19 protein-coding genes are annotated in these 19,373 nt (G+C 72.5%); 13 read left to right on the plus strand and 6 right to left on the minus strand.

Features of this window, described 5'->3' with window-relative positions:
• Positions 1 to 222: 222 nt before the first annotated feature.
• The 5 genes from ACFXG1_RS30545 (at position 223) to ACFXG1_RS30565 (ending at position 2,656) form a co-directional block, all read left to right on the plus strand.
• Entirely contained in the window at positions 223 to 432 is a 210-nt protein-coding gene (locus ACFXG1_RS30545) for a hypothetical protein (protein WP_384722093.1), read from the plus strand.
• Positions 416 to 940, plus strand: coding sequence for a DUF6879 family protein (locus ACFXG1_RS30550; RefSeq protein WP_384722091.1), 525 nt, complete (start codon positions 416 to 418; stop codon positions 938 to 940). The genes ACFXG1_RS30545 and ACFXG1_RS30550 overlap by 17 nt, the downstream gene beginning before the upstream one ends.
• Positions 930 to 1,772: a helix-turn-helix domain-containing protein gene (locus ACFXG1_RS30555; protein WP_384722088.1), complete on the plus strand. Its 843-nt coding sequence runs from the start codon at positions 930 to 932 to the stop codon at positions 1,770 to 1,772. The genes ACFXG1_RS30550 and ACFXG1_RS30555 overlap by 11 nt, the downstream gene beginning before the upstream one ends.
• A 95-nt stretch (positions 1,773 to 1,867) precedes the next feature.
• Positions 1,868 to 2,098, plus strand: a complete 231-nt coding sequence (locus ACFXG1_RS30560; protein WP_384722085.1) for a DUF397 domain-containing protein — start codon at positions 1,868 to 1,870, stop codon at positions 2,096 to 2,098.
• Between the two features lie 90 nt (positions 2,099 to 2,188).
• Positions 2,189 to 2,656, plus strand: a complete 468-nt coding sequence (locus tag ACFXG1_RS30565; protein WP_384745456.1) for a hypothetical protein — start codon at positions 2,189 to 2,191, stop codon at positions 2,654 to 2,656.
• Positions 2,657 to 2,688: 32 nt separating this feature from the next.
• On the opposite strand, the gene ACFXG1_RS30570 is transcribed toward ACFXG1_RS30565, so the two are convergent.
• The 4 genes from ACFXG1_RS30570 to ACFXG1_RS30585 all read right to left on the minus strand — a co-directional run bounded on the left by ACFXG1_RS30570 (position 2,689) and on the right by ACFXG1_RS30585 (position 10,617).
• Positions 2,689 to 2,817, minus strand: a complete 129-nt coding sequence (locus ACFXG1_RS30570) for an SDR family oxidoreductase (protein WP_384718722.1) — start codon at positions 2,815 to 2,817, stop codon at positions 2,689 to 2,691.
• A 38-nt stretch (positions 2,818 to 2,855) separates the two neighbouring features.
• Positions 2,856 to 7,652 (minus strand): DNA repair ATPase, encoded by a 4,797-nt coding sequence (locus ACFXG1_RS30575; RefSeq protein WP_384718720.1) that lies wholly within the window; start codon positions 7,650 to 7,652, stop codon positions 2,856 to 2,858.
• Positions 7,653 to 7,979: 327 nt separating this feature from the next.
• Positions 7,980 to 9,983, minus strand: a complete 2,004-nt coding sequence (locus tag ACFXG1_RS30580; protein ID WP_384714571.1) for an SPFH domain-containing protein — start codon at positions 9,981 to 9,983, stop codon at positions 7,980 to 7,982.
• Positions 9,984 to 10,041: 58 nt separating this feature from the next.
• Entirely contained in the window at positions 10,042 to 10,617 is a 576-nt protein-coding gene (locus tag ACFXG1_RS30585) for a hypothetical protein (RefSeq protein WP_384714568.1), read from the minus strand.
• 139 nt (positions 10,618 to 10,756) lie between these two features.
• Between ACFXG1_RS30585 and ACFXG1_RS30590 the strand changes: the two genes are divergently transcribed.
• The 7 genes from ACFXG1_RS30590 to ACFXG1_RS30620 all read left to right on the plus strand — a co-directional run bounded on the left by ACFXG1_RS30590 (position 10,757) and on the right by ACFXG1_RS30620 (position 16,014).
• A complete protein-coding gene (locus ACFXG1_RS30590; RefSeq protein WP_384714574.1) occupies positions 10,757 to 11,827 on the plus strand; it encodes a PucR family transcriptional regulator in 1,071 nt (356 codons plus the stop codon).
• An 18-nt stretch (positions 11,828 to 11,845) separates the two neighbouring features.
• Positions 11,846 to 12,454, plus strand: coding sequence for a MarR family winged helix-turn-helix transcriptional regulator (locus ACFXG1_RS30595; protein WP_384714565.1), 609 nt, complete (start codon positions 11,846 to 11,848; stop codon positions 12,452 to 12,454).
• A 154-nt stretch (positions 12,455 to 12,608) separates the two neighbouring features.
• Positions 12,609 to 13,073, plus strand: a complete 465-nt coding sequence (locus ACFXG1_RS30600; RefSeq protein ID WP_384714562.1) for a hypothetical protein — start codon at positions 12,609 to 12,611, stop codon at positions 13,071 to 13,073.
• 61 nt (positions 13,074 to 13,134) lie between these two features.
• The gene (locus tag ACFXG1_RS30605) at positions 13,135 to 13,893 is read left to right on the plus strand and encodes a rhomboid-like protein (RefSeq protein ID WP_384714559.1); all 759 of its coding nucleotides are present in this window, start codon (positions 13,135 to 13,137) and stop codon (positions 13,891 to 13,893) included.
• Between the two features lie 16 nt (positions 13,894 to 13,909).
• A complete protein-coding gene (locus ACFXG1_RS30610) occupies positions 13,910 to 14,374 on the plus strand; it encodes a MarR family winged helix-turn-helix transcriptional regulator (protein ID WP_384714556.1) in 465 nt (154 codons plus the stop codon).
• Positions 14,375 to 14,381: 7 nt separating this feature from the next.
• Positions 14,382 to 15,209 carry an ABC transporter ATP-binding protein gene (locus tag ACFXG1_RS30615; protein WP_384714553.1) on the plus strand — a complete coding sequence of 276 codons (828 nt, stop codon included), beginning with the start codon at positions 14,382 to 14,384 and terminating at the stop codon, positions 15,207 to 15,209.
• Complete coding sequence (locus ACFXG1_RS30620) at positions 15,169 to 16,014, plus strand: ABC transporter permease (protein WP_384714550.1); 846 nt, start codon at positions 15,169 to 15,171, stop codon at positions 16,012 to 16,014. Before ACFXG1_RS30615 ends, ACFXG1_RS30620 begins: the two co-directional genes overlap by 41 nt.
• Positions 16,015 to 16,036: 22 nt before the next feature.
• On the opposite strand, the gene ACFXG1_RS30625 is transcribed toward ACFXG1_RS30620, so the two are convergent.
• Positions 16,037 to 17,443, minus strand: a complete 1,407-nt coding sequence (locus tag ACFXG1_RS30625; RefSeq protein WP_384745461.1) for a ricin-type beta-trefoil lectin domain protein — start codon at positions 17,441 to 17,443, stop codon at positions 16,037 to 16,039.
• A gap of 159 nt (positions 17,444 to 17,602) precedes the next feature.
• Between ACFXG1_RS30625 and ACFXG1_RS30630 the strand changes: the two genes are divergently transcribed.
• Complete coding sequence (locus tag ACFXG1_RS30630) at positions 17,603 to 18,424, plus strand: hypothetical protein (protein WP_384722463.1); 822 nt, start codon at positions 17,603 to 17,605, stop codon at positions 18,422 to 18,424.
• Positions 18,425 to 18,471: 47 nt separating this feature from the next.
• On the opposite strand, the gene ACFXG1_RS30635 is transcribed toward ACFXG1_RS30630, so the two are convergent.
• On the minus strand, positions 18,472 to 19,278 hold the full coding sequence (locus ACFXG1_RS30635; protein WP_384722460.1) for a hypothetical protein: 807 nt from the start codon (positions 19,276 to 19,278) through the stop codon (positions 18,472 to 18,474).
• Positions 19,279 to 19,373: the final 95 nt, after the last annotated feature.

The following is a 19,373-nucleotide window of genomic DNA, read 5'->3' on the forward strand; positions in this document are numbered from 1 at the left end:
CGGCCCCCACCCGCCCAAGCCGACACCGAAGTCCCCACCCGGCACCCCACCCGTCTGAAGGCACCCCTGGCAAAACCACGAAGTCACCTGCCCCTCGCCCCGACGTCGGGCCTTCTTTATGCGACAACACGAATACGGGCGGGATCGCGTGGACGGCGGCCGAACGTCTCCGTAGGGTCGTGATCGCCGCCCTGTCCAGGGGCGCGGACAGGGGGCTTCACCATGGCTCGTGAGGGATTAACCCGGCTGACCGGCAACGGCAACGGTGGACCGTGCGGAAAGAACGACTGCCCGAACGTCTACCGCACCGCGTCCGGCACCATCCTCGTCCAGGGCGACGTGTCCACGGCGTTCCGGCCCCCGGAGGGGGAGGGGCTTGTCGAGATCCCGGAGGACGTGCTGAAGGAGGCCGTCAGTGCTCTTGGCTGGTGAGGAGTGGGCCGCCCGGTTCGAAGGTTTCCGACGGGAGGCGTGGCGCCTGGAGACTCTGCCGCAGTACCTCATGCCGCAGGAAGCCGAGGAGCTACGGGCATTCCGCGACGGCGCCCGTATCGACCCTACCGGGGTCCGCAACGAGTACACGGACAGGCTCCGCCGACAGGCCGCGGAAGGGCGTTTTCAGGGCCGCGTCCATATCGTCACCCGGCCGCTGTCCGAGTATCTGCGGTTCGAGTTCTCCCAGTACTACCGGCCGCATCTCCTGGCTGGGGAACAGATCCGCATTCTCGATGTGACCGACCGGACGAACCCCCTTGAAGGGGCTCAGGACTTCTGGATGTTCGACCGGTCGGAAGTCGTGCTCATGAACTACGAGCCCGATGGAAAGCAAATCAATCGCGAGGTATTCGAAGGCGACATTACCCCGTTCATCGATTATCAGCGCATCGCGGTCGCAGAGTCCGTCCCCTTCGAGGAGTACGTGAAGGGTCTTGACCTTTGAGCCCGAACGGCTGGGCCGGTCCAGATCGGACCTAGCGGAAGCACTGCGCAGCCTGCGGCGGCGAGCCGGGAAGACACAGACCTGGCTCGCCCGCCGCTGCAACATGTCACAAACCAAGGTCAGCAACATCGAGAGCGGGAGACTCACTCCCGCCATGGTCGACGTGGAGCTGATCCTCGACGCACTCGGCAGCGATGATCCAGCAGCGACGCAACTCCTCGAACTGGCTCGCGCGGCGAATGTCGAGTGGCAGGACGACTGGTCGTCCCGCCGCCGGGGCCTCGACAAGAAGCAGAACGAGCTGGCCCGGCTCGAAACGGTCACGACGGAGTTCCGGTTCTTCCTGCTCTCGGCGATCACGGGACTGCTGGCGACGCCGGAGTACGTGCGGGCCAGCATCGCGGACGTACCCGGGGACCAGTCCAAGACCATCGCGAAGAAGCTGGAACGCCAGAGCATTCTCCACGACGCGTCGAAGTCGTTCACGTTTCTGCTGACGGAACAAGCCGTTCGTTGGCCCCTGTTGCCACCGGTCGCCATGGCGATGCAGCTCGACCGGCTGGCTTCGGTTGCTCGCATTCCGAATGTTCGCCTCGGGGTCATCCCCTTGGCCGGACGAATCCCGGAGATGCCGCTGAACACCTTCACGGTCTACGACCGGCGACTGGCAACGGTGGAAACCGGCACCGGCGCCTTGATTCTGCGGGACCGTCGCGATGTGGACGCGTACCGCGAGGATTTCGAAAGATACGAGTCGTACGCGGTGTTCGATGACGAATGCACAGAACTCCTGAACGAGTGGTCCAGGGCATTTACCCGACAACGCGAATAGCGCTGGAGTCCCCTCGGTAAGGGTCCGATGATGAGGGTGGCCCTGCTTCCAGGTCCGATCCCGCCCCGTCATCCACCTCACAGGAAGGCACGCCCATGCCCGAAATCAACCTGTACAGCCTGTCCATCGACGGAGCCGAGTTCTTCAAAGCGTGCGGGGGCAACACGCATCCGGACGGCGAGTCGTGCGCGACGCTCGCGAAGATCGGCCCGGACGCGTGGGCGCTGGGCGACGACAAGCGCCCCGACCTGGCTCCGCTGCGTTTCACCACCGCCGAACTGGACGCGGCCGGTATCGACCCGGCGCGGTTCGGCCTGTCGGCCTGACGGCTGCGTCCTTCGACGGCCGGTCCCGGTTCCCCCTGAGGGCCGGGACCGGGCCGCCGCTCTCCGACTCCCAGGCGAACGGGACGGCAGTTGCACCACCACGGCTATCTGTGGACCGGCTCCAAGCAGCGGTTCGACGACGAGGCGCTGAGGCGTCCCCCACCCCCCGCTCCGCCCCCGGGGGACGGCAAGCCGGAGCTGATCAGGCGGCACAAAGAAGTGAAGGCGGAGTTCCCCGTCGTGGACCTCCCCCCGCTGGAGACGGCGTACTGGCTGATCAAACCCGCAGGACTGGTCATCGGCACCTGGCACGAGCCGAAGGAAGCGGCGGCATGGCTCCGGGAACGGCTCACCGAGTACGCGCCCCGGTTCCTGTCCCAATCCGACCGCGACAGCGAGCGGCTCGCCCTGCTGCCCACCAACGCCCGCGACAGGCTCGCCCAGGGCGGGGACGTATCCCACGGCTTCTACCTCGAACGCCCCTCCTATCTGTCGCTGGCCCTGGTGTGCTGCTTCCCCAACCGCGCCAGGCCGGAACTGCACTGCCCGGTGCGGTGATCGCGACGCGGGCCGGGGCCGGGGCGCATCGGTTACGCCGTCTTGACCCCGCCCCCGTCGATGAGGTGGTCCGTGCCCGTGGTCGCGGCGGCGAGTGGGGAGGCGAGGTAGGTGATGAGCGTCGCGACTTCCTCCGGTTCGATGAGGCGGTCGATGAGCATGCCCGTCATTCCGGTCCCGCGCCGCCGCACTCCACGGGCTACCCGTGACCGGTGGTGGTCCCCGCCGCCCTCCCGATCGCCGTCTCCACCGCCGTCAGGCGTTCCGCCAGCCGGTCGGTGAGGGCCGCGAAGGGGTCGCTCTCGCGGGCGCGCGCCGTCAGATACGCCGACTTCACCGCCGACCAGCGCGCGGCGGAGCGCTCGTCCAGTGTGCCGCGCAGCTCCGCGAGGTGGAGCAGGCTCGCCTCCGTGCCGCCGGGGAGGGTCTGGGCCTCGGCCGTGTAGTGGTCGGTGAGGACCGCCGCGACCTCGGTGTCCGTCATCGCCGGGCTGAGGCGCTGGACGATGCGGTTCAGATTGCGGTACGAGCCCTGGAGACGGAACGGCGGCTCCGTACGGGACGCCTCCGACACCCCCGCGGACGCGATGTACGCCCGGTTCACCGCCAGCACCGTCTCGCGGACCGTCAGCAGATGGCGGAGCAGGGCGAGGATCCGGTCCAGTTCGCCCGTGCCGTACGGGTACGCCGGCCGGTCACGCGCGGCCGTCGGGTCGCCCGCCGCCAGGCGGACCAGCAGTTCGACGTCCGTACGTTCCCGGCCCGCCAGGGGGGCGAGTTCGGGGTGGGACGTCAGCGCGTTCTCCACGAAGCTCAGGGCGAAGGCCGACTCCTTGCCGGTGAGGACGTCGCCCAGGTTCCAGACGTCGGCGCGGTTCGCCAGCATGTCCGGGAGCCGGAAGCGTTCACCGGCCTCCGTGTACGGGTTGCCCGCCATCACCACCGCGAACCGCTTGCCGCGCAGGTCACGGCCGCCGAGGGTACGGGTCGCGTCGCACAGCGGCAGGAACTTCTGGAGCAGCTCGGGGGAGGTGTGCTGGATGTCGTCGAGGTACAGCAGCACATTGTTCCCCGCCGCCGTCGCGAACTCGATCTTCTCCAGTTCGGCGCGGGCGGCGGCGTCCGGGGCGCGGTCGGGGTCCAGCGACACCGTGTCCCGGCCCAGCGCCGGGCCTTCGACCTTCACCAGCAGCAGCCCGAGGCGTTCGGCGACGTACTCGACGAGGGTCGTCTTGCCGTAGCCCGGTGGGGAGAGCAGCAGCAACAGGCCGCCGCTGTCGGTCCGCTTGCCGTCGCCCGCCGCGCCGATCTGCTTGGCGAGGTTGTCGCCGACCAGCGGCAGATACACCTCGTCCACGAGCCGGTTGCGGACGAACGCCGACATGACGCGCGGCCGGTACTCGGCCAGCCGCAGCCGGGCCCGCTCGGCTTCGACCAGCCGGGACCTCAGCGACCGGTAGGCGCGGAAGCCGGGGACGTCGTGCTCGGCGAACGCGGCGGTACGGGCCAGGAACTCGTCCAGCCGGATCGTGAGCGCGCCGCCGGAGATCCGGGGGTGGGTGCCCAGCAGTCCGTCCACCGTCGTCTCGGCCGGTGCCGTCGTCGCGTACCGCTCCAGCTCCGGGCACAGCTCCAGCGCCACGGCCTCCGCCAGGACGCCCGGCGGGACGTCCGTACCGGTGGAGTGCGCGTAGGCCGCCAGCCAGCCCTCGACCAGGCGGCGGGTGGTCTCCGGGTCGCCGTCGCCGTCGGCGTCCGTATTCGAGGGCCCGTACGGCAGCTCTCCCACCGCCTCCCGGAACCCCGCCGCCAGCTCCCGCGCCCCCGCCCCCGTCACAAAGCCCCGCCCGGCCGCCAGCTCCTCCACCAGATACGCCGCCGCGTCCGCCGAACCCGTCGCGTCCGCCAGCTCCGCCCGCAGCGCCGCCAGCGCGGGCGATGGCCCGAACCGGTCCCGGGCCGCGACCAGCGACACCGCCTGCCTGGTCCACCGCGCCCGGTCGCCGGACGCCGACTCCCGCGCCCAGAACAGCTGGGCCCGGGCCCGCGCCCCGCCCCCGTACCGCAGCAGCCCCGCGTCCCGCCACAACGTGGCGACCGCCCGCAGCACGGCCTCCGCGTCATGGTCGTGGACGCCCCGCTCGTACCCCTCGTCGAACGCCTCCGCCACCGCCCGCGCCACCGCGTCGCCCGGGTCGGCGCCCGCGACGACCTCCGGCAGCAGCCGGGCCGCCAGATACTCGGCGCGGTACACCTCCGGCGACTCCGACGCCAAAGACCGCCCCCAGTACGGCGCGGTCGCCGCGAAGTCGGGGTCCGCGACCGGCCCCCGCCAGTCCGTCTCCGTCAGCGCGAACACCATCCCGTCGCCGCGCGGTACGAGCGTCAGCTCCGGCTCCCGCGCCGTCACCGCGAACACCTGCCGGCCCAGCCGGATCGTGCCGCCGTCCGCGCCGAACAGGTCACGCCGGTCCCGCAGCGCCCGCGCCGCCTCCTCGCGCGCCGCCTTCAGCCGCCCCGCCAGCTCCTCCGCGCGCACCGTGTCGCCGAGTGCCCGCAGTTCGTCCGCGGTCCTGCGCAGCCGCGCCACCATCGGGTCGGAGCCGAAGAAGGTATGCACCTCGTCCGTGCCGTTCAGCGTGTTCGCCCGGCGGGCCACCGCCTCCAGCACCCGGCGCGCCGACTCCGCGAGCCGCTCCGTGCGCCGCGCCCGCTCGTCGTACAGCGACTGGCGGCGCGCCGAGAACGCCTCGTAGACCTCGGTCCGCTTCCCCTCGATCTCGGTGCGGAAGTCCTCGTGGTCGGGGAAGCGGGACTCCAGGTTCTCCAGCCGCAGCAGCAGCCCGGCGAGCTGCTCGTCGCACTCCTCCGGTGTCCCCGCCGCCGCCAGCGCGCCCGTCACCGACTGCGCGAGCAGCGACAGTTCGGCGGCGAACTCGGCCCGCCCCTCGCCCTCCGCCAGCTCCCGGCGGCGCGCCACCAGACCGGCCCGCGCCCGGTTCACCAGGCCCGTGACGCCCGCGATCCGCTCCAGGATCCCGGTACGGACCGTGGTGTCCGCGATCTCGAACCCGGCGACGACCTCCGTCAGCTCCCGCAGCCCCGCGGCCCGCTCGTCGAGCTTCCCGACGACCTCGTCCGCCGCGACGGCCGTCGCCAGCTCCGGCGCGCGCTCCCCCAGCTCGCCGATCTCCGCGCGGTAGTCGTCGAACGCCTCGTCCCGGCCGAGGAACGCGATCGCCCGCCGGGCCGCCGACGCCGTATCGGCCGTCACGTCCTCCGCGAGGGCGTCGACGGCCGCCGTGTCCGCGTACCGCAGCTCCTTCAGCGCCAGCAGCCGCCCCCGGGCCGCCCGCAGTTCGGTGATCCGTACGATCCATTCCTCCGCCGACGCGACCGACTCGCCCCGCACCCGGCGCACCAGCCGGGCGACCGCGACGGCCTCGTCCGCGAGGGCGTCCGCCGCGCGCCGGGTCAGCTCCCGGACCGTCGCGAACTCCTCCAGCGCCCGTGCGGCCGTCGTCCGGATCTCCTCCAGCGGGGCCCGCAGATCTCCCGCCTCCGCCTCGCCGAGCCACGGATGCCGGTCGGCGATCCGCTCGCAGTCGGCGGCCAGCGCCTCGTACAGTCCGGCGCGGGCTTCGGCAGCGGCCCCGGCGTCCGAGGGCGCCGCGTCCACCTCGACGGCGGTACGCGCCACCGCGAGGACGTCCGCGACCGCCCGGACCAGCGCCGCGTTCCCGATCCTGGCGAGCGGGCCGTCGGCCGCCGGGGCGGGGTGGTCGTCGGAGACGTACGGGCCGCGCCACACCCGTACTTCGTGCGTACGGGTCGGCTCACCGCTGTCGAGCGGCGGATCGAGCGCGACGAGCGTTCCGTCGCCGAGCAGCGCCCAGCCCTCGCAGACCAGCGGCGCCACGACCTCCTTGCGGATGGTGTCGTACGGCAGCAGGACGCTCGGGCCGCCGTCGGCGGGCCGGAACGCGTACAGCACGCTCTCGCCGCCGGGTGAGCGGACGGCCCGCTCGAACGCCGCGTCCGGGCGGGGGTCCTCGAACGCCTTCACCGGCCCGCCCGCCGGGCAGTAGCCGCCGGGGAAGACGATCCCCTGGTCGTCGGGGAGGCGGCGCAGCGCGTCTCCGGAGCCCGCGCCCGCGCCTTCCAGCCGGGTCACGGAGGCGGTGAGCGTGTGGACGACGAGATGCCGTACGGCGTCCTCGTTGTACGGGCGCACGCGCAGCAGCACCAGCGGCCCGACCCGCGCCCAGGACACCTCCGCGTCGGCGAGGGCCTGGAGGGGTTCGGCGACCGGCTCCGTGAACACCCCGTCGGGGGATTCCGTGTCGTCCGTGATCTTCACGGTCAGGGCGCCGCCGACGGTGGACACGTATACGCCGTCCGTGACGCGGATATGGGGGTGGCGGCCGGTCGCGTGGTCGTCGCGGGTCGTCGGCGTCCAGACGATGTCGGCGGGCGGCGGCGCGGCGGCGAGATCCCGGTCCCCGCGCCCGTCGAGGAACCCGAGCGGGGCCAGGGACCAGCGCAGGACCCGTACGTCGTCGTTCTTGCCGGTGTGGAAGACGGCCAGCAGCCGGTCGTGCGTCAGCCGCAGCCGGGCGGGCCGCGCGCCCTGGAAGAACCGGCGGAGCGCGGCGAACTCGGTGAGGAACGCCGGATCGTCGAGGAGTCCGGGGACGGCGTCGTCGGGGAGCGGGGCGAAGTCCCGGTCGTAGAGCGCGAAGACGTCCCCGGGGGTGGTCGTCGGCGACAGGGGCGCGGGCGCGTCGCGCAGCAGCAGGAGTACGTCCCCGACGGCGACGAGGTCGCGGGCGGTGCCGGGGGTGTCGGTGCGGAGCCGGCCGGTCCCGGCGAGGGTGATCTCGGCGGTGCCGAACTCGGCGGTCCTCGCCTTGTCCAGTGCCTCGGCGCGGCGGGCGAGTTCGGCGCCGCGGTCGCGGAGCCGGTCGCGCAATACCTCGTACGTTGCCGCGTCCATGGTCCCCTCGCCCTTCGGTGTGCCTGTGCCTGTGCCTGTGCTTTGTGCGTCGTGGTCCGCTCGGCGTGCGGGCCGGGACACCCCCGTGGACCCGGCCCGCACGCGGCGGCCCTCGCGACCGCCGTCCCCCCTGGCGGCAGCCGCGAAGCCTTTTCTTTTACGGGGGCGGCGCCCCGTTGCCCCCCCCTGGGCCCGGGCCCGCGGGCCCGGGACCGGACGCGTCCGGCGTCCGCGGGTGTACTTCGGCCCGCGGGCCGGTGGGTGGCTTGTCGCGCAGTTCCTCGCGCCCCTGGATACCCGGGTCCAGGCCCCCCTCTCTTTTAGGACCTACGCCTTGCCGTTGAGGGCTGACAGGGGGTGGTCCGCCAGGCCCAGGCTCCGGGCCGCTTCCAGGAGGTGGCCGATACGGGCGTCGTCCGGGGTGCCGCGCATCAGCTTCGTCAGGAACGCCGACACCGTCAGGTTCTGGACGTCCGCCGTGGAGACCGAGCCCAGCAGGGACTTCAGGTCGTCCGGGAAGGACGCCGAACCGTCCAGCCACGGCCCGGCGAGCTGCCGTACCGTCGACGAGTTCTCCACGAAGCCGTCCAGGCCCTTGCCCAGCGACACCGCGCCGACCAGCCGGTCGAAGAAGACGGACTCCCCGCCGACGATGTCGATGTCGGCGTTCTCCAGACCGGTCGCGATGATCTGCGCCTGCGCCTCGGCGACCGTCCGCTGCGTCTCCAGACCGGCCAGCCGGATGTCCTTCTCGGCCTCCAGCCGCAGGCGGTACTCCTCGTGGGTGCGGGACGCCTCGTCCAGCGCGGCCATCGCCGCCGCCTTCGCGGTCAGGCCGGTCGCCTCGGCCGCCATCCGGTCCCGTACACCGTCCGCCTCCGCCTTGAGGCGCTCGGCCATCGCCACCGCCTCCGCACGGCCCGCCTTCTCGACCGCGTCGGCCTCCTTCTCGCGCACGGCGACCGCCGCCAGGCCCTCGGCCGCCGCCTCGGCGCGTACCCCGTCCGCGAGGCGGATCTTGGCGCGGGCGTCGAGGTCCGCGGCCTTGTTGCGGGCCTCGGCGAGGGTCAGCTCCTCCGCGGCCCGGTGCACCGCGGCCTGCTCGGCGGCCTCGGCCGCCTTGATGTCGCGTACCAGCTTCTCCTGCGCCGCGCCCTCCGCGATGATCACGGCGGACTGCCGCTCGCGCTCGGCCTCCTCGACGGCGCGCAGCCGCTTGATGGACTCCTCCTGCTCGGCGACCGTACGGTCCACCGCGATCCGCTCCCGGATGACCTCGGCGATCTCGCGGCGCTCGGCCTCCAGCTCCTTCTCGGCGGAGATCCGGTTCAGTCCGGTCTCCCGCTCCCGGGCGATGACCTCCAGCAGACGGTCCTTCTCGATCCGCTCGGTCTCGATGGCGATGACCCGCTCGCGGTTCTTCGCGGCGACCGCGACCTCACGGTTCTGGTTCTCCCGCTGGACGCCGAGGACCTCTTCGGTCTTGAGGAAGGCGCCCTGGGCGCGCAGCCGCTCCTCCTCCACGACGCGCGCGGTCTCCGCCTCCTCCCGGGCGCGTACGGTCTCGATCTCCCGCCGCTGCCGGATCTCGGCGTCCGCCTGGCGCCGCTCCAGTTCGAGGATGGCCTCGCGGGCGTCCACGTTCTGGCGGGTGATCTCCTTCTCCTCGTCGCGCTGGAACTCGTTGGTGCGGACGTGCTCGACGGCGGTCAGCTCGGTGATCTTGCGGATGCCCTGGGCGTCGAGGATGTTGTCGCGGTCGAGCTGGGCGAGCGGGGTCTGCTCCAGATAGTCGATGGCGGCGTCTTCGAGGCTGTAGCCGTTGAGGTCGGTGCCGATGACGCGGATGATCCGGTCCCGGAACTCGTCCCGCTTGGTGTAGAGGTCGGTGAAGTCGAGCTGCTTGCCGACGGTCTTCAGCGCCTCGGAGAACTTGGCGTTGAAGAGTTCTTGCAGGGTGCCCTGGTCGCTGGCGCGGGCGGTGCCGATGGCCTGGGCGACCTTGACGACGTCCTCGGAGGTCTTGTTGACCCGGACGAAGAACGAGATCCGGATGTCGGCGCGGATGTTGTCCTGGCAGATCAGCCCGTCCCGGCCGGTCCGGGAGATCTCGATGGCCTTCACCGAGATGTCCATGACCTCGGCCTTGTGGAGGACGGGCAGGACGACCTGACCGGTGAAGGTGACATCGACCTTTCTCATTTTGGAGACGATCAGGGCCTTGCCCTGTTCGACCTTGCGGAAGAGCCGGCCGAGGACGAGGACGACGACGACGGCGAGGATCAGGAGGACGGCGACGAGCAGCGCGGCGCCCGTGGTGATGGCATCCATGGGGAGTCCCGGGTGTTTCGAGGCGGAGGGCGCCGCCCGTGAGCCGGTGGTGCGGGGCTCAGGCGGGCGCGACCCAGAAGAATTCGCCGGATTCGTCGTATGCGTACAGCAGCCCGGTGCTGCCGTGGACGAGCGCGTACGAGTCGTCGGCGGACTGGCGGACCTGGACGACGGCCGTGGAGCCGTCCCGCGCGGCGACCTCGGCCTGACCGAAGCCCGCGTCGACGCACCCCGTGCGGATGACGCAGGTCAGCCCGATGAAGTCGTGCCGGGACGGCCCGGGTTCGTCGGGGAACAGTTTCGCCAGTGGACGGACGACCAGCCGGGTCAGTCCGAAGGACCCGAGCAGCGCGGCCACGAGGACGAGTGCGCCCGTCAGTGGTCCGGCGTCGGGAAGCAGCGCGGAGCCGCTCAGGCTGAGGAACCAGCCGAGGGCGATGAGGAGGGTGGCCGAGATCGAGACGGGGACACCGCCGAGCCCGAGGGCGGGGGTGCCGGTGCCGATGTCGGTATCGAGGCCGCCGGGGCTCGCGAGGCCGGTCAGGACGAGCAGCCAGAAGCAGAGGGCCACGGCGAGCGCGGCGGTGAAGAGGAGAGTGGGAAAGGCGGCGGTGGCCACCAGGAAGTCGTCCATTCCGCACCCTCCTCCCCGTTTCCCGCCCCCGGCCAATGAAACGGATCATGCCGTAGGAATGTCCCCCTCCGCATTGCCGTCGACCGGCAGTCTTTACGCTTCCTTAATGCCGGTGGAGAACAGCGACGGGGGAGTGGGGATGCGGATTCCGCAGGACGGGTTCGACGGATTCGACAGATTCGACGGATACGCCCGGATACTGACGGACGCGTGCGCGACCGGGCGGCGGCTGACGCGCGACGAGCGGGAGGCGCTGCGGGAGGGCGGCGAGCGCGCGGCGGAGGCCGGGACGGGCCTGCGTGAGCTGGTAAGGGACCAGTTGGCCGAGGCGGAGTCCGTACGGGCCGGACTGCCCCGGGCGCACGCGGACCATCTGCTGGTCGTGGTCGCCGAGGCGGTGGACGCGTTCGCGGAGGGCCACGAGCGCGCGCAGCGGCTCGCCGTACGACGGCAGGAGGCGGCACGCCGGGAGTTCATCGACGACCTGCTGTACGGGCGCAGTGACCTGGGCCGGCTCGCGGCCCGCGCGGAGCGGTTCGGGCTGCTGCTGTCGCAGGCGCACGCGGTGGCGGTCGCGGAGGGCCCGGAGCCGTACGACGACGGCTATCCGACGACGCGGCGGATCGAGGCGGCGCTGATGGCGCGGTTCAGCGACCGGCACATCCTGCTGACGACCAAGGACGAGCGGCTGATCTGCGTCGCGCCCGGCGACCGGGAGGACGTGCTGCGGTTCTTCGCCAAGCAGGCGTACGCGGCGACGGACGGCGGCCGGGTCGCGATCGGCCGGGCGCATCCGGGCCCCGGGGGAGTCGTCCAGTCGTACGAGGAGGCGCTCAACGCGCTCGACCTGGCGGCCCGGATGGATCTGGACGAGCCGGTGCTCCGCGCGGCGGACCTGATGGTCTATCCGGTCCTGACCCGCGACCGCCAGGCGATGGCGGACCTGGTCCTTACGGTCCTGGGCCCCCTCCGCTCGGCCCGCGGCGGCGCGCGGCCCCTGATCGACACGCTCGCGGCGTACTTCGACACGGGGTGCGTCGCGGCGGAGGCGGCGCGGCGGCTGTCGCTGAGCGTCCGGGCGATGACGTACCGGCTGGACCGGATACACAAGCTGACGGGAGCGGACCCGGGCGACCCGGTGCACCGCTACACGCTCCAGACGGCGGTGATCGGCGCGCGGCTGATGGACTGGCCGCAACGGGAGCTGTGACGGCGCCGCTCCAGGGCCTTGACCGGCCGGTCCAAGATGCAGTACTTCTTCATTATGAAGCACGTAACTAATTCTTCCGGGTGGTCTCTCGACGAGGACGGCCACCTCTACGATCCCGAAGTCCGGGTGTCGGCGGCCCGGTTCGCGGGCGACGGCGACACGCTCCGTCTGGAGGCGGCGGCCGCCGCCCGTACGGCACACCGGTCCATCGAGCGGCTCCGCGCCCTCGGCTCCGAGGGCCGTGGTCTGAGCGCGGGGGCCGTCGACGTACTGATCCGGCTGCGCAACTTCGGAACCGCCGGGGCCAAGCCCGGCGAACTGGCCCGCTCCGCGGGCATGACCCCCCGCAACGCCACCGGTCTGGTCGACACGCTCGAACGCGAGGGTCTGGTCGGGCGCGACCCCGATCCGGCCGACCGGCGGTCCGTCCTGGTCCGGATCACCCCCGCGGGACTGGCCTGGCTGGAGGATTTCCGGATCCCCACGGAGCGGGCGATGGCGGCCCTGTTCGACGGGTTCACCGACACCCAGCTCCGCGAACTCCGCCATCTGTGCCTGAAGCTCGCGGACAACCAGCGGCGCCTCTCCGCCCATCTGACCGCCCACGAGGGGCCCGCGTCCGTGTGACGTGCCCCCGGGCGGTCTCCCCCGGCGCGGTCGCGGCGGTACCGGTGCGGAGTACGGTGGGAGAGTGCTTCGGGGCCGCCGCCGGAGGGCGCGCTCGAACGGGGTCGCGCCCGCGCCACGGGACACGGCCCGGGGCCGAGGAGATGTGCGGTTCATGGACGAGGAACGAGCCCGCAGGCTGGTGACGGCGCTGCGGGAGCGCCGGGTGATGGCGCATGTGGTGGACGCCGGTGTCTACGAATTCGGGATCCGGGTGGTCCTCGACACCGGGATCGAGGCGCTGTGGGACGTCGACGGCGCGGCCGGGCTCGACGCGGAGATCGTCGGCGACGGAGTGCTCATCGGCTTCGTTCCGCACGTCCCCGGCTCCGAGGAGTTCACGGACGAGCAGCTCGTGACGGCGATCGCGACGACGCGGTACGCCCTCGACGGCCTGAGCCCACCGGCAGCCCCGGGCGGGGACGCCGTACCGCCCGGTCCGCCCGGGGACGTCGTACCACCGACACTGCCGACACCACCGGCCCCGTCGGCAACGCCGGCCGAGGGCCCTTCGCCACCGGGTTCCCCGCCGCGGGCCCGCTATCAGCGGCGGGCGCACTGGATCCGCCGGAACGGGTAGCCACGCGGGGTCCGGTGCGTCGCTCACCGCCCCCGGGCGCCAAGGGTGAGGGAATCCGCCCATGCGACTCTTCTCCTCCGCCACCGGGAACCGCCCGACGGGGCCGTCCGGCCGCCGCCGGGCCCTCGCGGGCGCGGCCCGTACCGGATCCGCCCGGGTCGTCGCCTATGTGCGCGCGGCTCCGGGTACGTATATCTGGCTGGCGATCCTCTTCGTCACCACGATCCTGATGCACCACATGTCGCCGGAGTTCGAGACCGACTTCCTGCGCCAGAGGTCGACCAATATCCACGAGCTGTCGACGGATCCGGTACGGGTACTGATCGCCAGCGCCCTGTGGATCGACGGCGGGCGATGGCTGCCGTACGCGGCTCTGTACACCGTCTTCCACGCCCAGGCCGAGCGCTGGCTCGGCACCCTGCGCTGGCTGACGGTCGCCGTCGCCGCCCATGTGCTGGCCACGCTGATCAGTGAAGGCGCCCTGCTGTGGGGGATCCGGCACGGACTGGCGCCGGAATCCGCCGTCAACACCCTGGACATCGGGGTGAGCTACGCGCTCGCCGGTGTCGTCGGCGTACTCGTCTACCGGATCGCGCCGCCCTGGCGGTACGCGTATCTGGCGGGCGTCCTGGCCGTCTACGGCCTCCCCCTCGCCTCCGGCCCGACCTTCACGGACCTCGGCCACTTCACGGCCGTCCTCATCGGCCTGGCCTGCTACCCCCTCACCCGCCGGCGGGGCGACCCCTGGGACCCGGGGGAGACCCTCGGCCGGGCATGGCACCGGCTCCGCCGCCCACGGGCGACCATTACCTCTGCCTGAGAGCTATTATTGAGATATGTCCGAAATGAACCCCGCGGAGGAGTGGGGTGAGCTGCTGGCCCGCGTCAACCGGCTGGTGCGGCGCGGACTACGGCACGGCCTCACCGGCCCGCGGATGCCGACGGCCCAGGCCGAACTGCTGCGGCTGGTGCGGACGAACCCCGGAATCCGGGTCTCGGCGGCGGCCGAGGAGTTGCGCCTCGCCGGGAACTCGGTCTCCACCCTGGTCCGGCAGCTGACCGGGCTGGGCCTGTTGGTCCGCGAACCGGACCGGCGGGACGCCCGCGCGGCACTGCTGCGGGTCACACCCGAGGCCGAGGAACGGCTCCGGGCCTGGGACGACCAGCGCGCGGCCCTCTACCGGGAGCAGTGGCGACGGCTCTCCGCGCCCGACCGGGCCGCCCTGACCGCCGCCCTGCCCGCGATGCGCAGGCTCGCCGCCCTGCTCCACGAGGAGACACGTACCCGTATCGGGAGGTGATGCGGCCATGACCACGAACGCCGTCGAATGCGCCGGACTCGTCTACAGCTTCGGCGCCACCCGCGCCGTCGACGGGGTGGACGTCACGGTCGCGGCGGGTGAGGTCTTCGGGCTGCTCGGCCCCAACGGCGCGGGCAAGACCACCACGATCCGGGCGATCACCACCCTGCTCCCGGTTCCGGCCGGGATGATCCGGGTCTTCGGGCACGACGTGGCCAAGGAGCGGATGGGCGTACGGCGACTGCTCGGCTACGTCCCGCAGCAACTCTCCGCCGACGCCGCCCTGACCGGCCGGGAGAACGTCACCCTCTTCGCCCGGGTGTACGACGTACCGCGCCGGGAACGCTCCGCGCGGGTCGCCCGGGCGCTGGACGCCGTCGGTCTCGGCGACGCCGCCGACCGGATGGCGGGCACCTACTCCGGTGGGATGGTCCGCCGCCTCGAACTCGCCCAGGCCCTGGTCAGCGCGCCCCGGCTGCTGATACTCGACGAACCCACGATCGGGCTGGACCCGATCGCCAGGACCAGTGTCTGGGAGCGGCTCGGCGAGATCCGTACCGCCACCGGGATGACCGTACTGGTCACCACCCACTCCATGGAGGAGGCCGACGAGTACTGCGACCGGCTCGCCCTGATGCACCACGGGCGGATCCGGGCCGAAGGCACCCCGGCCGACCTCAAGGCCGGGCTGGAGCGCCCGGCACCGGACGGCCGCGCCACGACGCTGGAGGACGTCTTCCGGTACTACGCGGGCAGCGGCCTCGACGACGATTCCGGAGGAGGCGACTTCCGTGATGTGCGCAGCACCCGTCGTACGGCGTCCCGCCTCGGCTGACCCCGCCCCGCCGGCGCCCGTCCCCACCCGGGTGCGGACCGGCTGGACCGTACTGCCCTCCCGGGTGGCGGCGATGTGCGCCGTCGAGCTCCAGAAGCTCCGGCACGACCGGACCGAGCTGTACACCCGGGCGGTGCAGCCCGCCCTCTGGCTGCTGATCTTCGGCGAGACCTTCACCCGGATCCACGCGATCCCGACCGGGAACGTGCCCTATCTCGACTTCCTCGCCCCGGGGATCATCGCCCAGTCCGCCATGTTCATCGCCATTTTCTACGGCATCCAGATCATCTGGGAGCGCGACGCGGGAGTGCTGAACAAGCTGCTGGTCACCCCCACCCCACGGGCCGCCCTGGTCACCGGCAAGGCATTCGCCGCCGGGGTGAAGGCCCTGATCCAGGCCGTGGTGGTGATCCTGATCGCCGCCGTGCTCGGAGTGGGCCTCACCTGGAACCCGCTACGGCTGGCGGGGGTGGCGCTGGTGGTGGTGCTGGGCTCGGCGTTCTTCGCCTGTCTGTCGATGAGCGTCGCCGGTGTCGTCCTCACCCGGGACCGGCTGATGGGCATCGGACAGGCCATCACCATGCCGCTGTTCTTCGCCTCCAACGCGCTCTACCCGGTCGCCCTGATGCCGACCTGGCTCCAGGTCGTCAGCCACGCCAATCCGCTGACGTACGAGGTCGACGCCTTGCGCGGGCTGCTGATCGGCACCCCGTCGCATCTGCTGCTCGACTTCGGCGTCCTGTGCTTCGCGGCGCTCGTGGGCATCGTCTGCGCCTCGTCCCTGATGGGCCGGCTCGCCCGCTGACGGCGGTCCCGCCCGGTTTTGCTCAGGGCTTCCACCGCCAGTACAGCTCGGGCCGGGGGATGGTGCCGCAGGGGGCGAGGACGAGCCGGGGGCTCGACGGGTCCCGGTCGTTCCAGGCGGCGGGAAGTTCGAGGTCGTCCTGGTAGAGACAGCGGTCGCCCCCGCCGTTGGTGACGATCCGCCAGGCCTTACGTTTCCAGGTCGCGCTCCGCCAGGGATCGCGGCGCCATTCCTGGGCCCGGTCGCCGCTTCGGCAGGGCCGGAGGGCGGCCGTCCCGCCGACGGCCGTCAGGCACGACGTCCGGTCGGTCCCGAGCCGGATCGTGTCGCCGGGCCCGAAGGCCCACTTCTGGGAGTCCGAGCCGTCGCAGCCCCGGATCGACACGGCCCCGCCCGGCCCGCCGTCCGCGTGGAGGCAGCGCGCCGGGTCGCGGCCGGTGCCGGACGTGGTCCGGCCGATGTCCCCGAGGATCTCCCCCGGGCGCGGAGCCCGATGCACCTGCCGGTACTGGCGGGCGATCCACAGGCTCCAGTCGTGCCGGAGCCTGCCGCGATAGGGGGAGATGTTCGCGCAGGTGCCGGTGGTCCGGCAGCGGCGGTTGGCGACGTACCAGCGCGCGATCTCGTCCTTCTCGGCCCGGGCCGCGACGGAGAGGTCCGGCTCCAGGTCGGACATGGTGTAGCCGAGATAGGAGTCGACGGGGATCCCGAGCGCGTAGCCCACCCGGCGGACGTACCGGGCCCCGATCCCGTGGTCGCTGTGGTCGACGCGGCCGTCGAGTGAGAAGGCGAAGGACGCGATGTCGTGATCGAGGGTGAGGATCCGGCGCGCCCCGCTCAGCCGGACCAGCGCCGACACGGTGGCGATGAGCTGGTCCTCCGTATAGCTCGCGCCGCCCTGGAACGCCCGGACGGCCGGGCGGCTGCCCTCGTACAGCTTCAGCAGACTGTTCGGGCTCTGCCCCCGAGGCAGCCCGTCGTGCAGATCGAGGAAGGTCAGCCGGACGTCGGAGACCCTGGCCCGGTCCGCGAGCAGGAAGGACCGGACCCGGATCCCGCCCGCGTCGACATCGGCCCGCCGCCACTCGTTGGCGGCCTCCGCCATCTCGGCGTACGCCGCGCGTACCCCGTACTCCCGGCGGTCCACGTACTCCCGGGCCCGTACCGGATTCTTCAGACCGCCGTCACCTGCGGTCAGATAGACGGTGTCGACCGGGCACCCCGCCCGTACGGTCCGCGCGATCTCCGGATTGACGAAGAACACGTCGTCGTCGGGGTGTGCCACGGCCACCACGGTCCGCTCGCACTCCGCCGACGCCCTGCCGGGGGCGGCCGGCCCCGACGGGGTGCCGGACGAGCAGGCGGAGCCCAGGACCGCGCAGACGGCCAGGACCACGGAGACGACCCCCGCCCGGCGCCGGTTCCCCATCACCGACACCTCCCAGCGCCCCAAGCGGCCCGTACCGGGTGGAGGGTCCTCCGGCACTCCGTACGAGGTCAACCGACACACCCGGGGAGCCCCCCGCCCGGCTCACTCCCGAAGCCACTCCGGCCCGGTTTGCCCTAGATTCTGAGCGTGACGCTGGGGATGGTGTGCGCGCTCGTGTCGGCCGTCTGTTACGGCACGGCGTCCGCCCTCCAGGCCGTCGCCTCCCGCGCCGTGGAGCCCGGGGCCGGAACCGGGCTCGATCCCGCCCTGCTCTGGCGCGTTCTGCGACAGCCGCGCTTCCTCGTCGGGCTCGCCCTCGACATCACCGGCTTCGCCCTCCAGATCGTCGCCCTGCGGTCGATCCCCCTGTACGCGGCGAGCGCCGCGCTCGCCGCCAGCCTCGCGGTCACCGCCGTGGTCGCGACCCGGCTGCTCCCCGTGCGCCTCGGCGGAGCCGAATGGGGCGCCGTGGCCACGGTCTGCGCGGGTCTTGCGATGATCGGGCTCGCGTCCGGCACCGTGGGCTCCGGCACCGGGCCGCCCGCCCTGCACTGGTATCTGCTCGCCGCCCCCCTCGCCGCCCTGCTGGCCGCCGCCCCCGCCGCCCGGCTCCCGGGGCGGGCCCGCGCCCTGCTGCTGGGGCTCGGCGCGGGCGTGGGTTTCGGCGTCGCGGAGACCGCCGTCCGGCTGATCGGGTCCCCCACCGTCTCCCGGCTCATCGGCGACCCGGCCGTCTACGCGCTCGCACTCGGCGGTATCACCGGGTTCCTGCTGCTGACCTCGGCGTATCAGCGGGGCTCGGTGGCGGTGGCGACGGCGGGCATGGTCGTCGCCGAGACCATCGGCCCGGCCCTGGTGGGCCTGTACTGGTTCGGGGACCACCCCCGCGCGGGCCTCGAATGGCTGGCCTTCACGGGCTTCGGCGCGGCCGTGGCGGGCGCGCTGGCCCTGGCCCGGTTCGGCGAACCCCCCAAGGCATGAGGCGTCGCCGTCCCGTCCCTTCCGTCCCTTCCGTCCCGGCGGCGCGGTCAGGACGGCACGGACGACGCGGCACCGGGACGCGGCCCCACGACGCGGTCGCTCAGCCGGACGACGCGGATGTCCACCTGACCGTGCCCGTCCTCGAAGCCCGCGACGGGTTCGCAGCCGCTGCTCTCCAGACCGCCTGCCGTGGCCTCGTCCCCGAGCGGCACCATGCCCGTATCGCCGTCCGAGAAGAAGAAGCCGAGGTGGGCCCGGAGCCCGGGGTGGGCGATCGCGGCCAGCTCGTCCGCCCACTCCTCGTCCGCCTCGATCGCGGAATCCATCAGCTCCTCGGGCGTCCGCCCGGTGCCGAGGGCGGCGCGGAGCGCGTCGACGAGGGTGCCGTCGGAGACGAGCCGGGGGAAGTAGACGGTCCAGGTCCCGGCGAGCGCCGGATCGGCGAGATCGACGCCGTACCGCTCCACGAGCGGCGCGAGATCCGCGCCCCGGACGAGCCCCTCCTCGAAGGCGACCTCGGCGACGGCGGCGGCGAACTCCCCGGGCAGCGGGCTCTCCGCCCGCTCCGGACGCCAGATCTCGAAGACCGACCCGCTCGCGTCGAACAGCGACGGCCGCGCGGACTCGTCGAATACATGCCAGACGACGGGTTCGTCACCGCGCAGCGCGGCGGGCCGCACCCAGGCGGGGTCCTTCAGGAACCCGACCTCGTCCATGAAATTGCCGTCGATCGAGGCCGCGTAGACGGCTGTGGGGTCGTACGAGTCCAGGGGGCGGCCGAGTACGACGGCGAAGGCGTCGGCGAGTTGCCGATCCCAGTCGCCGTGGCCGGGAGCGGTGGTGGCATGCGTCATGGGCGGCACCGTAGCGCCGCCCACTGACAGGCGTGTTTTAGACGGGTGGTGTGCCGGGTGGGGACTTCGGTGTCGGTTTGGGTGGGTGGGGGCCT

It is taken from the genome of Streptomyces sp. NPDC059248 (assembly GCF_042753905.1).
In the GTDB taxonomy this organism is placed as follows: domain Bacteria; phylum Actinomycetota; class Actinomycetes; order Streptomycetales; family Streptomycetaceae; genus Streptomyces.

What these genes read in the sequence shown, in the direction of transcription:
- ACFXG1_RS30610 (WP_384714556.1), top strand. Translation starts at nt 13,910, where the DNA reads ATGTCCGAAATGAACCCCGCGGAGGAGTGGGGTGAGCTGCTGGCCCGC.
- ACFXG1_RS30590 (WP_384714574.1), top strand. Translation starts at nt 10,757, where the DNA reads ATGCGGATTCCGCAGGACGGGTTCGACGGATTCGACAGATTCGACGGA.
- ACFXG1_RS30625 (WP_384745461.1), bottom strand. Translation starts at nt 17,443, where the DNA reads ATGGGGAACCGGCGCCGGGCGGGGGTCGTCTCCGTGGTCCTGGCCGTC.
- ACFXG1_RS30605 (WP_384714559.1), top strand. Translation starts at nt 13,135, where the DNA reads ATGCGACTCTTCTCCTCCGCCACCGGGAACCGCCCGACGGGGCCGTCC.
- ACFXG1_RS30545 (WP_384722093.1), top strand. Translation starts at nt 223, where the DNA reads ATGGCTCGTGAGGGATTAACCCGGCTGACCGGCAACGGCAACGGTGGA.
- ACFXG1_RS30560 (WP_384722085.1), top strand. Translation starts at nt 1,868, where the DNA reads ATGCCCGAAATCAACCTGTACAGCCTGTCCATCGACGGAGCCGAGTTC.
- ACFXG1_RS30600 (WP_384714562.1), top strand. Translation starts at nt 12,609, where the DNA reads ATGGACGAGGAACGAGCCCGCAGGCTGGTGACGGCGCTGCGGGAGCGC.
- ACFXG1_RS30575 (WP_384718720.1), bottom strand. Translation starts at nt 7,652, where the DNA reads ATGGACGCGGCAACGTACGAGGTATTGCGCGACCGGCTCCGCGACCGC.
- ACFXG1_RS30615 (WP_384714553.1), top strand. Translation starts at nt 14,382, where the DNA reads ATGACCACGAACGCCGTCGAATGCGCCGGACTCGTCTACAGCTTCGGC.
- ACFXG1_RS30620 (WP_384714550.1), top strand. Translation starts at nt 15,169, where the DNA reads ATGTGCGCAGCACCCGTCGTACGGCGTCCCGCCTCGGCTGACCCCGCC.
- ACFXG1_RS30570 (WP_384718722.1), bottom strand. Translation starts at nt 2,817, where the DNA reads ATGCTCATCGACCGCCTCATCGAACCGGAGGAAGTCGCGACGCTCATC.
- ACFXG1_RS30635 (WP_384722460.1), bottom strand. Translation starts at nt 19,278, where the DNA reads ATGACGCATGCCACCACCGCTCCCGGCCACGGCGACTGGGATCGGCAA.
- ACFXG1_RS30630 (WP_384722463.1), top strand. Translation starts at nt 17,603, where the DNA reads ATGGTGTGCGCGCTCGTGTCGGCCGTCTGTTACGGCACGGCGTCCGCC.
- ACFXG1_RS30585 (WP_384714568.1), bottom strand. Translation starts at nt 10,617, where the DNA reads ATGGACGACTTCCTGGTGGCCACCGCCGCCTTTCCCACTCTCCTCTTC.
- ACFXG1_RS30580 (WP_384714571.1), bottom strand. Translation starts at nt 9,983, where the DNA reads ATGGATGCCATCACCACGGGCGCCGCGCTGCTCGTCGCCGTCCTCCTG.